This window comes from Falsihalocynthiibacter sp. BN13B15 (assembly GCF_041205415.1).
Lineage (GTDB): Bacteria > Pseudomonadota > Alphaproteobacteria > Rhodobacterales > Rhodobacteraceae > Falsihalocynthiibacter > Falsihalocynthiibacter arcticus.
The window spans coordinates 535,948-547,844 of the sequence record NZ_JBGFCE010000001.1 but is presented as its reverse complement, the minus strand read 5'-3'; the positions used below and the strand labels follow the sequence as shown (position 1 = coordinate 547,844).

Sequence of the window (11,897 nt, the reverse complement as noted above, 5' to 3'; positions counted from 1 at the left end):
AAGTCGACGCCAATCATTGTAACTTCGTTCATGGATGTCTCCTCCGATTTGGTGCTTTCAATATCACCACTATGGCACACTTTGATGCCGGTTCCGGGGTGAGGCATCCACACCATCAGTGGCCTGGAACAGCCCGATCCTCGACCGATGCTGGTCTTTCTGAGATTGATATGGCGTTCTTGATCCGCTGACCGGCAGGCGAATGCAAAGCAATCGCTGAGAGGTTGACCAAGACCGTTGCGCTTGAGGCTGGCATGCTTAGACCGCCGAACTGTACGCTTGGCACGCAGATGCTCCAGCAGCTCCTTCTTGAGGACGCCACGTGCTTGTATGTATAGGCTTTTGTATATCGTCTCGTGTGACACTTGTCTCTGCGCCTCTCCCGGAAACGCACGTTTGAGCCAACCCGCAATCTGCTCGGGCGACCATTTACGTCGTAGCTTTGCTGATACTGCGCGGCTCAAAGATGGATGACAAGCCAGCTTACATGTCTTGGGGCGCAAAGCGCGATCCCATGTTGCTTGGTCTGAAGCCACCGCCCGATATCCAGCAGGCCCACCATTGCGCCTAACCTCGCGGCTGATGGTCGACGGGGAGCGCCCTAATTGGTGCGCTATCATGCGTAGTGAACATTTGATGCTCAGCCCACGCGATATTTCCTCCCGCTCAAAAAGGTTCAAAGCACGGGTGCTACGCTTGCGATCTGGTGGGCGGATGCCACCCGTCGGCGAAATCACCGAAAAGACCGACGAGGAGGGCCTATCAAACACGCGCCCAATCGACCTCATGGACTCCCCACGCTGCCATCCACTGCCGACAGGCGATGCTTGCATCGCTGAGAGGGATCCCAAATCTCCGTGCGCTGCTTAGACGAATAGTAAATTCTGCGACGATACTTCATGTTCAACACTCCATCTCTTCCAAAAGATTAAAGTGTTGCGTCCACCGGTTGAAACCACCGCGGAAACCGGACTTTCGCTGCACACGCAAACTAATTTAGGCAACTTGAAGAAAGCGGACACTCGGGGCTGTGACCCAGTTTTTTCAATGTGCAAACGCAGCGAAAGTCAGCAAGGAGCCCATAGCAACCGTTACTTCTTTGCTTTTTCCTCGCATGCGAAGGCTTGCGACACGATACCCCGCTTTTCATTTGTGTATTTCTGCAAAGAATCTAAAATGAACGGAATTCAGGGAGGCCTTTGTGAAAATCCTAATCTTAGTCTCAATTCTGGCCGCAATTGGTTTTGCTGCCAATGCCGAAGAACAACGCATCGAAATCAATAACGTCTACCCGCTTTCTCAAGAGAATTTTGACCTTGGCGATCATATCTTTCACCTTACGGACAACAAGGGCGGTTTTGAAGTTATTGAAGGTCCTTTGGAAGACGGAGTCACCCGATGCGTTGGTTCAGGCTTCGGATACCAAGATGGAACCAACTCTATAACTGGGATATGCGTTTTCGGTGAGGGTGAAGACACGTTCATAATGCGTTGGAAGGCTGGAGAGAAAGGCGCGGCAAACAACTGGGAAATTGTCACTGGCACGGGGCGCTATAATGGTATGACTGGCAAGGGCATTGCCACAACGGATATTGTTTCGGCGTACCAAGCTCTGCCATTGAGGCGGACTCACATTGTTGGAGTTGTGGAAGTTCCCAACTGAAAAAACATACAATCGAAGATTGTGACGAACAGACTTGTTCGCAAGACCATCGGCTCATGGCCATTCTCTCCGAAATGCAGCAGTTTATTTCGGCAAAGCGAGCAGCGAACGGCGGCAAGGTCCGCATAGCCGCCGCTTGCCCTCCGATTTGACGTTGATTTCGTGTGCAAACGCAGCGAAAGTCGGCAACGAGCCCATATTGACAGATGCTGCAACGTGCTTGAATGGCGGCTTCCACGTTCAGTTGGCAACAGCGAGGCGACATTCAAGCACGTCACCTCGCATGATGGCTTATGCCTAACGCTTGATGCCACCAAATCGCACTCCGCTAAGATCGGCCATCTCTTTCTTCCATGTGGTGATGTCACGATGAGCGAAATCAGAAAGATTATTGTGTCCACAGGCGCGCGCCAAAACCTGCATTAACTCCACCGATGCACCGAAATAACGGGCGAGTTTTTTTGCGCCGATTTGCACATCCAGTCGGGCACGCAATTCGGGTTTCTGGGTCGCGACACCGACAGGGCAGTTGTTTGAATTACACATACGTGCTGCGATACAGCCGACCGCCTGCATGGCAGAGTTTGAAACTGCGACAGCATCCGCGCCCAAGGCCATGGCTTTGGCGAAATCCTCAGCCACGCGCAGGCCACCTGTGATGACCAAGGTCACTTCACGACCTGTCTTTGCATCCAGATGCGCACGGGCACGGGCCAATGCTGGGATTGTTGGCACTGAGATATGATCGCGGAAGATCAACGGTGCAGCACCTGTACCGCCGCCGCGACCATCCAGAATGATGTAGTCGGCACTGGCCTCCAGCGCGAAGTCGATGTCGTCCTCAATGTGGTTCGCCGACAGCTTGAACCCGATAGGAATGCCACCAGATCGTTCGCGAACTTCATCGGCGATACGTTTGAAATCTGCTGGCGTTTCAAGGTCTGGGAACGTTGAAGGGGATATCGCGGATTGTCCGGGTTCCAACCCACGCACTTCCGCAATCTTACCTTGCACCTTATCGCCGGGCAGATGCCCGCCCGTGCCGGTTTTGGCACCCTGACCACCTTTGAAATGAAAGGCTTGCACGCGCGCGACCAGATCGAGGTCCCAGCCAAACCGTGCGGAGGCCAATTCGTAGAAGTAACGCGCATTCTCGGCTTGTTCTTCAGGCAGCATACCGCCTTCACCGGAGCAAATCCCAGTTCCTGCCATCTGAGCGCCGCGCGATAACGCGATCTTCGCCTCCTCGGACAATGCGCCATAGCTCATGTCCGAAACGAATAATGGGATGTCCAATTGCAACGGTTTGGCCGCACGCGGGCCAATCGTCACGGATGTCGCCACGGGCACGTCATCCAGCAATGGTTTGCGGGCCATCTGCGCCGGTAAAATCTGAATGTCATCCCAGTGCGGAAGGTCTTTGCGTGGAACACCCATTGCACCCATTTCACCGTGGTGGCCCAGTTTGGATAGCCCGTCTTTAGCCAAGGCGTGAATTCGGGCCACGGTTGGCTCTTCTGGCGTGGGTGTCGCAGTCGGGGTGTCAGACTTCGGCTTCGGTGACGGATCACCTGCTTTTAGGTCACCAAGGCTTGCATGGGTTCCATCGCAGAATGGACCGTTCGCTGTCGCCTTGCACTGACATAGCGCTGCGCTGCCTGTGCTATCAGCAGTAAATTTTTGAGGCGTCACATCAGTGCCTGCATGCGACCCATCGCAAAACGGTTGGCTTTTCGACAATCCGCACCGACACCAATAGTAATCCTTGCCCTTTTCCAGATCGACTTTGGCGGGATGTTTGGCGGCGATGATCGGAACGGATTGGGTCATATCTTTGTCCTTATTGATGCTTTGAATTTCATAACTTGATAGGCTGTGAAGTGCCCTTGAGATCAAGGGTACCTTGTTTTGCCGCAAGGCGGTCTATTCTGTGGCCTTGGTAGCAATAATAACTAGTTTTTTGGTTTTGAAAGTTGGAAAAACAGCCCTCGAAATCTGGGCATAAACAGCAAACCAAAGAAGACTACATCTAATACCGTCTGTACGACGGGCGCAGCATAAGGGTTTCCTCCCCCGTTGAATTGTTCAAATGCAATGGGTTCACCGATCAGCGTGAGGTTCGTTAGTGCACCAATGTGATCGACGATAGACAGCGTGAAATAGACAATTGTGAGCGTCCAAACCGTAAACTCCCGCCATTTCCAAATTGCGATTGCGAGCGGCACGGCAAGGATTGCAGTAACAACGTCAAGGATCGCGGGATACATCCAACCCGGCGCATCGATGCCGTTTGCGACGCTCGTGATGAGCGGGATCGCGATGAAGCGGATTAACTGCGCTAGAATCCAGACCACGAGAGCAGTTAGGAAAATCTTGCCAGATCGACCTAAACCGATTGAAGGGTTCGTTGTCTCTTGCATGTCGTACCTCTTTGATTAGTTTTTTTGTCGCGTGTTCTGCGCAAACTATGGCGCTGGCAGCCCCGTCACATAGGTGTATGACCCACGCACCAATTGAAGTACGACGTCTAACTCGGCTTCTGTGGTGGGCGTATAGATCATGACGAAGCCCTCCCAACCGGGTCTTTGATCAGCCCAAGGGTGCGGTGTGGCCCAACCGGCGTTCACCGCGGCGCGCGCCAGTTCAGGTTCGAGTGATGCGTGCAAACTGCCGTCTGGGTGGACGTGCGCGAACTCTCGTCCGCCGACGATTGCATCAGGTTCGGCAAGGATGATATCAGTGTTCAATTGAAAGCCAACAGCGCCGGGCAAGGAAACCCGTGTTGAACCGAGTGTCACACCGGAAAGCTCTGCCACTTGTTTCAGCATCACTTCTGTTAACTCAGGGACCGCCTCCAGACCCAACTGGATATGGGGGACGCCATTGGTAGTTTCGGGGCGGGGCCCGTCACGGTTCGGGATTGACACATCCTGCGCAAAGGCAGGTGTGACGCAGGCAAAAAGGGATGCCGCAGCCAAAATGGTAAATCTTTGTGAAAATCTAATCATTCTAATTTCCTCTAATGTTTGGCCACGGCTGTGGATTTGGAAGTTACTTCGCGTGGAAGGCTTGGCTGACTGCGAAACTGTCTTCGAACCAGTTCCAAAGCACAACTTGGCCGTCACGCACTTTGGCACGTAGGGCGAAGGTGAAGTCACCAATTTCTTGGCCGGACTTCGTGGTGATCCCATTCATGTCACCAAAGATCGCGACCGTGTCGCCAGAGGCGAGAACATCGGTATTTTCCCACTTGATGGTTTGAAAGTTTTCACTAAAGACACCGAGGAAGCCAAAGATCTCTTCTTTGCCATCCCACGGACCGATCCAAGGAAGGGTCGGATCGCCAGCGTTTAACCAAACCATGTCGTCGGCCATAAGATCGGCCATCGCACCCATGTCACCGCTGCCCATTGCCCCCATAAGGGCCAAAACAGTGTCGAGGCTTGCCTGACTTTGATCATCATTTGACTGCGCTGTTGCAGCCGAGGCAAATGTTGCGCCGGTGACCGCGGCTACAGAAGCCTTCATTGCTTGTCGTCTATTCATTTTAAGTACTCCTATTGGGTTCAATTTCTAGCGGCCAGAAAGCTGCTGCAGTGCGCCTGCCCAGTCTTCGACGTGGTATGAGCGAACGATTTTTCCGCCGGCAAGTTCATGGATGTCGATCGTCATGATATCAAAGCTGCGACCTTCACCATCGACACCAAAGAAGGGTGCAACGGGTGTACCTGTCGCGCGGCTACGCACGGTTACGAAATTACCGCTTTCATGCAGATCTTGGATGGCCCAGTTCAGGTCAGGGAGAAGCTTGGCGAAGCCACCAACTTGACCCAAGAAAGCATCGCGGCTTTTGTTTTCACCGGCATAGCCGCCAACGCTTTCCCATGTGTCAGCAGTCGCTTCAACGAAGGCAGCAGTGTGGGATTCAGAACCTGGATTGCTGAGGAGTTCATAGAAAGCCTGAACCGTATCGGCATTGTCAGCGATGGCTGACGAGGCGATTGAAGAGACGGCCAATGTCGCGACCGCAAGTAGGGATTGTGACTTTTTCATGTGAATAATTCCTCTTATGAAAAGTGAAGCCCATGAAGTTGTCGGGCGCTGTTCGAATAAGCTGGACATATTTTAATTAGATCATAAGGTGCGTTTATCAATTTTAACTGTTCGGATTACTTACCTAATGATTGATCGCCTCAGACAGATGGCCATCTTTGCCAAGACAATCGACCATGGCTCATTTCGCGGCGCGGCGCGTGAGCTGCATCTTTCGCCGTCGGTAGTCAGCCATCATATTTCACAATTGGAAGAACACCTTGGAGTTGCGCTGATTTATCGCTCAACCAGAAAGCTGACGCTCACAAACGAGGGTCAAAGGCTGTTGGCTGCAACACGCAACATGTTGGACGCGGTTGAAGGCGAATTGCTGGACCTTTCTGCGACAGCTGGTGAACCCAGTGGAGAGTTGCGCATCACACTGCCCTCCGTTCTCTCCTTGTCACACATTACGGATCAGATCGCCGCGTTCTCACTGGAATATCCGCGCATCACATTGACTGTAGATTTTTCAGACACACGCCGCGCGTTGATTGACGATGGGTTTGATTTGGCAATTCGAATGGGGCCGAGTTCAAAGAACTCAGCGACCTCACGTACTTTGTTTGAAGTGCGACGTGTGCTGGTTGCGTCCAAAGACTACCTCTCGACGCGTACTGTCGGTAACGACCCCATGGCGCTAACCGATTGGGAATGGCTTGCGCTTGCACCGGTTCAAAACGTTCCTTTGAGTTTTAGGAACAAGGACGGGGAGACCATGAAGATCAAGCCCACCCCACACATGTTTACAAACGATGCCCAAGCTTTGCATCGCCTCGCCCACGCCGGAGCTGGGCTGGCTATCGTACCTGAGTTCCTTGTCGCGCCCGACATTGACAACGGCACGATGGAAATAGTGCTGCCTGAATGGGAATTACGATCAATCAGTGTCTTTGCCGAATGGCCAGCAAACGCGCCAAAACATGGGCTCATTCACCTTGCTTTAAACGTATTGAGCCAAGCAAAATCCTAATCACGGCAGCTTGTGACAATTTCAGGAAATCCCCAAACCAGACATTGGTGCAATTGCAGCGAATTCACACTTAGTCCCGCATAGCCGACCTAGGTGCATTGTGCAGCGAACGGCGGGTCTGAGCCCATTTTGCCAAATGCTGCGCACTGCGCGAACGTCTGCTTTGCATATGGTCAGCGATTTTCATTCAGTACGGTACAGCCCTGTTGGAGCGCATCAACCAACACCCGCATTCGTTTGTTCAGACGCCTGTTGGCACGATAGACGACTTGGACATTGAATGTTTCGAATTCGAAGCTCGGCAAGACAGGGACAAGATCGCCATTGTGAACCGCTGTGGACACCAAGAAGTCAGGCAAGCGGGCTAAGCCCTTGCCCTTCTGCGTCGCGTCCAGCAAAAAAGGCCCGTTATTTGAATTCAGCGCAGGCTGGAATTCGACGTATCGCTTTTTCCCGTCACACAGAAACTCCCAACGGGCACGCCGCGCGGAGCCATAATGTAGCAACGGGTGTTTGGTTAGGTCGCAGAGCTGTTGCGGCAGGCCGTTCTTGGCGGCGTAGGACGGGCTGGCAAAGAGGCCGTGACGCGTCACTGCAAGGGGATGGTTTACGTACCCGGCCATATCTCCAGAGGTCATGCGGACGCCCAGATCATAGTTCTCGCTCTCTAGATCAACGATCCGGTCGTCAAAATCGACGGTTAGATCAATCTGCGGGTGCGCCTCCATGAAAGAGAAAAGGGTGGGCTTGAGGAACGAAAGCCCGAACTCTCTTGCGATGGAGATACTGAGTGGTCCGCTTAGGCTTTGCGCGCTGTGGACAAAATCAGCCTGTAGCTCGTCGACATCCGCGACCGTGACGCTGGCGCGCTGGTAAAGCTCCTGACCCGCTCTTGTAACCACCCACGTGCGTGGCTGCCGGTCGATCAGATGCACGCCGTAGCGGTCTTCAAGTTGCCCAAGACGGCGGCTGACAGCGGACTTGGCGATACCCAATACTTCGGCCGCGCGAGCGATCCCGCCATTTTCGACGATGCTCACAAACACACGGAGGTCTTCGATCTGGCCCATTTCGACGTTCTCATTTTGTGACCCTAAGGACCACTTTTTTTCATCTATCGTAAAAATTTGCAACCGTTAGTTTGCATCTCATCAGATCAAACAAGGGAGACAGAAATGTCCATTTCCAAGTCTATACTCTCTGCAAGCGTGATGGCCCTCGCCACCGCCGGCGGAATTTCTGCGCAAGAGGTAAACTTGCAGTCCGCCGGTGCACTGGCCTTTGACACCGGCACTGTGTTGTTCGTTGGGGACAGCCAAGCGGGCCTCGTACATGCCTTTGATCTTGGCGAGGCCCTTGCGGATCAATCTGATTACCAATTGGGGCGTGCTCAAACATTTGAAGGGCGCACAATCTTTAACAACCTCGATGTTGAAATCGCAGCCTTGCTGGGTGTGAGCGCCGAGGACGTGGTGATCAATGACATGGTCGTACACAAACCGAGCAAGCAAATCTTCTTGTCCGTGCATCGTGGCCATGGTCCGGACGCCGAGGCGGTTATCGTCTCCGTCAATAATGGTGCGCTTGATATTGTTGATCTAGCCGCCGCTGACCACACCTTACAGAGCGTTGGCCCTGTTCCGACAGACGCAACGTTTGAATTTGGTCAACCGCTCAACACATTGGCAATAACGGATATCGACTACTACGACGGGGAGCTGCTGGTAGCGGGTCTATCGAACGAAGAGTTCAGCTCCAAGCTGCGCCGCATGGCATACCCGTTTGACGATGAAGTCAGCACCTCCTCGATCGAAATTTGGCACGCTGTTCATACGCAGTATGAGACCCGCGCGCCAATCATTTCTCAGACCGTGACCGAACTTGACGGTATTCCAACATTAATCGCGATTTACGCCTGCACACCGATTGTGCGCATCCCGCTGGCCGAACTGACCGATGGTGCGGAGGTGCGTGGCACGATGATCGGCGAGATGGGGTTCGGCAACACACCGATTGATATCGTTCCCTACGTGAATGGGTGGGACGGAAGCAGTAATGTGGTGGTGACGAACACCAATCGCTCGGCTGCGTCGTTGAACCTCGCCTCCGTCGCTTCGGCTGAAGAAATGCCACACGGCGAAGGTGTGCAACCTGTCTTTTCGGTTGCAGGTGTGGACCAGTTCGCACTGCCAATGAGTGGTACAATGCATCTTGATACGTTGGACGATAGTTTTGCCGTGGTCGTGCGCCGCAGCCCAGATGATGGGCGCAACATCCAACTGCACACGCTGGCCTTGCCGTTCTTCTTTGATCGTGCTGATCACATTGTCGAGATGAACTTTGAGGATGGCCCCGATCCATTTGGCTACGGCGCGGCTGGACCGCTTGAGTTTAACTGATGACATCCTTTGGCTCTTTCATGCGGCAGGCTTTGCTTGCCGCATGTATCACCCTTCCGTTGCCAACATTTGCAGCCCCAGATGCGCAGTATGACGCAACATCAGGTGCTGTAATCCTAAGGGGGCTTTCAGAGGCGGAGCAGTCAGAGGCAATGTCGACCGAGGATGCATTGCGCTTGCAAGTTGCCAACCTCAACACAGAGCTCGGGATGCCTGTCACGCTTGATGAACTGGGCGCAGACATCGTGATCATGCCTCGTTTCGCACTCCGGGCAGGGACGGAGTATATCCTAAATCTTGATCTGGCGAAAACGTCGTATGACTTGGGCATCTCTCTGCCCGAGACTGAGGTCACGATACCAAAACTCATTGGTTTTGCGCCATCTCAGGCTGTTATCCCTGCAAATACCCTACGCCTCTATGTACAGTTTTCCGAACCCATGGCGCGCGGTCAGTTGCGCGAGGCCGTCACGCTGACCCAAAGTGACGGTGACGCAGTCCCAAGTCCGTTCTTAAACCTTGAGACCGAGCTTTGGGACCCTTCACAAACCCGCGCCACCTTGCTGTTGGACCCCGGTCGCATCAAGCAAGGAGTCGGACCTAATATGCAGGCAGGCGCTCCATTGCAGTCAGGCGAAAGCTACCAGTTGATCGTGTCTGAGCGCATGCAAAGCGCGGCTGGCGCGCCGTTGGAAACAGACGTTACACTTGCCTTGCGTGTCGGGCCGTCCGAGCGCCGCGCTATTGATCCGATGAACTGGCAAATTCTAACACCGCCTGCCGGCAGCCATGCATCCCTAACAATTGCCTTTGACCGCATCATGGACAGCGGTGCTGTGCTGCGATTGCTGCGTGTGCAGGACAGCGCACGCAATGATCTGCGCGGTCACGTTTCCAGTGATGCGGGTGGTTGGGCCTTTGCCCCTACGGAAGCATGGCAAGCGGGCGAGTATTATCTGATCGTCGATCCTGAACTTGAAGACGTCTCGGGCAACACCATCGCGGCCCCTTTTGACGCGGCCTCTGGCACCATCGGGGCAACAGTTCCGGAGGCATTGATCACAATTCAGATTAGCAAAAACTAGGCGATCCTCCGGCTCCCAATTTAGCTTGAGGCTCGCCACAGCACACACCAGTCGAAGTCAAAGAAAAGAAAGAGAAATATGTTCTCCAACGTACACAAATACGGCCTTCTGACCATCAAGGCCCTGCTTACATTCGCCTTTGTCACTGCCGGCGGCGCGAAGCTTTTGGGCGCAGAGATGATGGTGCAAACCTTCGAAGCGGTCGGTGTCGGACAGTGTTTCCGCTATGTGACCGGCATCATCGAAATTGGCGGGGCCGCCCTGCTGTGGGCGCGCGGCCGTGAGGTTTTCGGTGCGGGTTTGCTACTTTGCACCATGATCGGTGCGGTGCTGTCGCACTTTTTTATCCTCGGTCCTTCAGCCGTCCCGGCGCTAGCGCTCGGGGTTCTGGCCGCCGCGGTGGTTTTCACGCATCGCGATCAGATTTCAGCCTGACGCAACAAATTCTATCGCTGCGCCATGAAAAGGGGCGCGGCCTCGAACTCAGAGGAAAGGCAAAAACTTTTGATTGTTTCAGCAAGGCCTCTGGGTCGATCAGTGGTACACCGCTAAAAAAAGCGAGGGTGTTGGCACGTGACTAGCCGAAGTCTTTGGCAACGCCCTCTTTGTTTGAACTCGCTCGCTTTTCGATAAGACACCTTGGCCTGAGCCAGAAACTCTCTTTGATCAAATCACCCTATTGGAGTCATAAGCGCTGATGTTAGACACTCCCGCCTTATAGCCTACAAACCCAGCAAGAAGGAAAATCATAATGGCCAATGTCAAAGGCAAAAATATCTCTGTCCAGTTCGACGGTAAAAAGTGCATTCATGCGCGGCGCTGCGTCCTCGGGCTTCCAGCGGTGTTTCAACCAGGCGCCAAGGGTGCCTGGATTTTTCCAGAAAATGCAAATGCCGAAGAAATTGCAAGGATCATAGACAGTTGCCCTTCCGGCGCGCTGACCTACGAACGATACGATGACGGAACTGATGAACCGATGCCTAATGTGAACACCTCCCGCATTTGGGAAAATGGTCCAAACGAGCTCCACGGAGATATTCGTATCCCCGGTGAAGAACCGCGCAAACGCGCCGTGCTGTGTCGCTGCGGGCAATCGAAGAACAAGCCATTCTGCGACAACTCCCATATTGAAGCTGGTTTTACCGGGACTGGAGTGGCCGACGCGACTGAAAACACAGATACGCTTGAAGTGCGAGATGGCCCGCTTGAGGTCAAACCGCTCAAAAACGGCCCCGTAATGGTAGTAGGGAATCTGGAGATTATTGCGGCATCTGGCCGGCGTGTCGCTACCGGACAGAGGTTTGCGCTTTGCCGGTGTGGAGCTTCCAAGAACAAGCCGTTCTGTGATGGGAGCCATGGTGAAATTGGGTTCGAGGCGGACTGATGGTGGATCTCAAAACTTCCAAAGAAGAGAGCGATACCCGAGGAAGATACATTACCGTCGTAGATGGGCTCGAAGCTGAACTTACTTTCTCGAAAATGGGGGATACTGGCGTAATTGCAGATCACACGGGTGTCCCCGAAGCGCTGGAAGGTCGAGGTGTTGGTAAGGCGTTGGTCGAGGCATTGATTGCAGACGCACGTGACAATAACTTTAAGATCATGCCGCTTAGCCCGTTTGTCAGGGGCCAATATACACGCCACCCAGAATGGGAAGATGTGATGATGTGACGCCTGCGGATTTC

Annotated in this window: 14 protein-coding genes; 7 read left to right on the top strand and 7 right to left on the bottom strand. The window is 53.6% G+C overall.

From position 1 onward, the window contains the following. A partial coding sequence (locus AB9F26_RS02700; RefSeq protein WP_369757589.1) for a transposase occupies positions 1-788 on the bottom strand: 788 nt, incomplete at its 3' end. A gap of 413 nt (positions 789-1,201) precedes the next feature. Between AB9F26_RS02700 and AB9F26_RS02695 the strand changes: the two genes are divergently transcribed. Continuing rightward, positions 1,202-1,663 (top strand): hypothetical protein, encoded by a 462-nt coding sequence (locus tag AB9F26_RS02695; RefSeq protein ID WP_369754931.1) that lies wholly within the window; start codon positions 1,202-1,204, stop codon positions 1,661-1,663. A gap of 297 nt (positions 1,664-1,960) precedes the next feature. On the opposite strand, the gene AB9F26_RS02690 is transcribed toward AB9F26_RS02695, so the two are convergent. The 5 genes from AB9F26_RS02690 to AB9F26_RS02670 all read right to left on the bottom strand — a co-directional run bounded on the left by AB9F26_RS02690 (position 1,961) and on the right by AB9F26_RS02670 (position 5,716). Beyond that, a complete protein-coding gene (locus AB9F26_RS02690) occupies positions 1,961-3,493 on the bottom strand; it encodes a glutamate synthase-related protein (RefSeq protein ID WP_369767212.1) in 1,533 nt (510 codons plus the stop codon). A gap of 122 nt (positions 3,494-3,615) precedes the next feature. Further along, entirely contained in the window at positions 3,616-4,083 is a 468-nt protein-coding gene (locus AB9F26_RS02685) for a hypothetical protein (protein WP_369767211.1), read from the bottom strand. 45 nt (positions 4,084-4,128) lie between these two features. Beyond that, a complete protein-coding gene (locus tag AB9F26_RS02680) occupies positions 4,129-4,671 on the bottom strand; it encodes a luciferase family protein (RefSeq protein WP_369767210.1) in 543 nt (180 codons plus the stop codon). Positions 4,672-4,714: 43 nt separating this feature from the next. After that, entirely contained in the window at positions 4,715-5,209 is a 495-nt protein-coding gene (locus AB9F26_RS02675; protein WP_369767209.1) for a nuclear transport factor 2 family protein, read from the bottom strand. 27 nt (positions 5,210-5,236) lie between these two features. Beyond that, on the bottom strand, positions 5,237-5,716 hold the full coding sequence (locus tag AB9F26_RS02670; RefSeq protein WP_335586906.1) for an ester cyclase: 480 nt from the start codon (positions 5,714-5,716) through the stop codon (positions 5,237-5,239). A 127-nt stretch (positions 5,717-5,843) separates the two neighbouring features. On the opposite strand from AB9F26_RS02670, the gene AB9F26_RS02665 reads away from it, so the two are divergent. Further along, the gene (locus tag AB9F26_RS02665) at positions 5,844-6,728 is read left to right on the top strand and encodes a LysR family transcriptional regulator (RefSeq protein WP_369767208.1); all 885 of its coding nucleotides are present in this window, start codon (positions 5,844-5,846) and stop codon (positions 6,726-6,728) included. A gap of 173 nt (positions 6,729-6,901) precedes the next feature. On the opposite strand, the gene AB9F26_RS02660 is transcribed toward AB9F26_RS02665, so the two are convergent. Further along, positions 6,902-7,798 (bottom strand): LysR family transcriptional regulator, encoded by an 897-nt coding sequence (locus AB9F26_RS02660; RefSeq protein WP_335586904.1) that lies wholly within the window; start codon positions 7,796-7,798, stop codon positions 6,902-6,904. Positions 7,799-7,903: 105 nt separating this feature from the next. Here AB9F26_RS02660 and AB9F26_RS02655 point away from each other — a divergent pair, with 105 nt between their 5' ends. From AB9F26_RS02655 to AB9F26_RS02635, 5 genes are all read left to right on the top strand, one after another. Further along, the gene (locus AB9F26_RS02655) at positions 7,904-9,127 is read left to right on the top strand and encodes a hypothetical protein (RefSeq protein ID WP_335586903.1); all 1,224 of its coding nucleotides are present in this window, start codon (positions 7,904-7,906) and stop codon (positions 9,125-9,127) included. Continuing rightward, entirely contained in the window at positions 9,127-10,212 is a 1,086-nt protein-coding gene (locus AB9F26_RS02650; RefSeq protein ID WP_369767207.1) for an Ig-like domain-containing protein, read from the top strand. The genes AB9F26_RS02655 and AB9F26_RS02650 overlap by 1 nt, the downstream gene beginning before the upstream one ends. Before the next feature lie 78 nt (positions 10,213-10,290). Beyond that, positions 10,291-10,647, top strand: a complete 357-nt coding sequence (locus tag AB9F26_RS02645; RefSeq protein WP_335586901.1) for a DoxX family protein — start codon at positions 10,291-10,293, stop codon at positions 10,645-10,647. A 316-nt stretch (positions 10,648-10,963) separates the two neighbouring features. Continuing rightward, positions 10,964-11,596 carry a CDGSH iron-sulfur domain-containing protein gene (locus AB9F26_RS02640; RefSeq protein ID WP_335586900.1) on the top strand — a complete coding sequence of 211 codons (633 nt, stop codon included), beginning with the start codon at positions 10,964-10,966 and terminating at the stop codon, positions 11,594-11,596. Continuing rightward, positions 11,596-11,883 (top strand): GNAT family N-acetyltransferase, encoded by a 288-nt coding sequence (locus AB9F26_RS02635; RefSeq protein ID WP_335586899.1) that lies wholly within the window; start codon positions 11,596-11,598, stop codon positions 11,881-11,883. Before AB9F26_RS02640 ends, AB9F26_RS02635 begins: the two co-directional genes overlap by 1 nt. Positions 11,884-11,897: the final 14 nt, after the last annotated feature.

Bases quoted from the DNA above. Each gene is read 5' to 3' on its own strand.
- AB9F26_RS02690 (WP_369767212.1), bottom strand. From the start codon at position 3,493: ATGACCCAATCCGTTCCGATCATCGCCGCCAAACATCCCGCCAAAGTC.
- AB9F26_RS02685 (WP_369767211.1), bottom strand. From the start codon at position 4,083: ATGCAAGAGACAACGAACCCTTCAATCGGTTTAGGTCGATCTGGCAAG.
- AB9F26_RS02680 (WP_369767210.1), bottom strand. From the start codon at position 4,671: ATGATTAGATTTTCACAAAGATTTACCATTTTGGCTGCGGCATCCCTT.
- AB9F26_RS02675 (WP_369767209.1), bottom strand. From the start codon at position 5,209: ATGAATAGACGACAAGCAATGAAGGCTTCTGTAGCCGCGGTCACCGGC.
- AB9F26_RS02670 (WP_335586906.1), bottom strand. From the start codon at position 5,716: ATGAAAAAGTCACAATCCCTACTTGCGGTCGCGACATTGGCCGTCTCT.
- AB9F26_RS02665 (WP_369767208.1), top strand. From the start codon at position 5,844: ATGATTGATCGCCTCAGACAGATGGCCATCTTTGCCAAGACAATCGAC.
- AB9F26_RS02660 (WP_335586904.1), bottom strand. From the start codon at position 7,798: ATGGGCCAGATCGAAGACCTCCGTGTGTTTGTGAGCATCGTCGAAAAT.
- AB9F26_RS02655 (WP_335586903.1), top strand. From the start codon at position 7,904: ATGTCCATTTCCAAGTCTATACTCTCTGCAAGCGTGATGGCCCTCGCC.
- AB9F26_RS02650 (WP_369767207.1), top strand. From the start codon at position 9,127: ATGACATCCTTTGGCTCTTTCATGCGGCAGGCTTTGCTTGCCGCATGT.
- AB9F26_RS02645 (WP_335586901.1), top strand. From the start codon at position 10,291: ATGTTCTCCAACGTACACAAATACGGCCTTCTGACCATCAAGGCCCTG.
- AB9F26_RS02640 (WP_335586900.1), top strand. From the start codon at position 10,964: ATGGCCAATGTCAAAGGCAAAAATATCTCTGTCCAGTTCGACGGTAAA.
- AB9F26_RS02635 (WP_335586899.1), top strand. From the start codon at position 11,596: ATGGTGGATCTCAAAACTTCCAAAGAAGAGAGCGATACCCGAGGAAGA.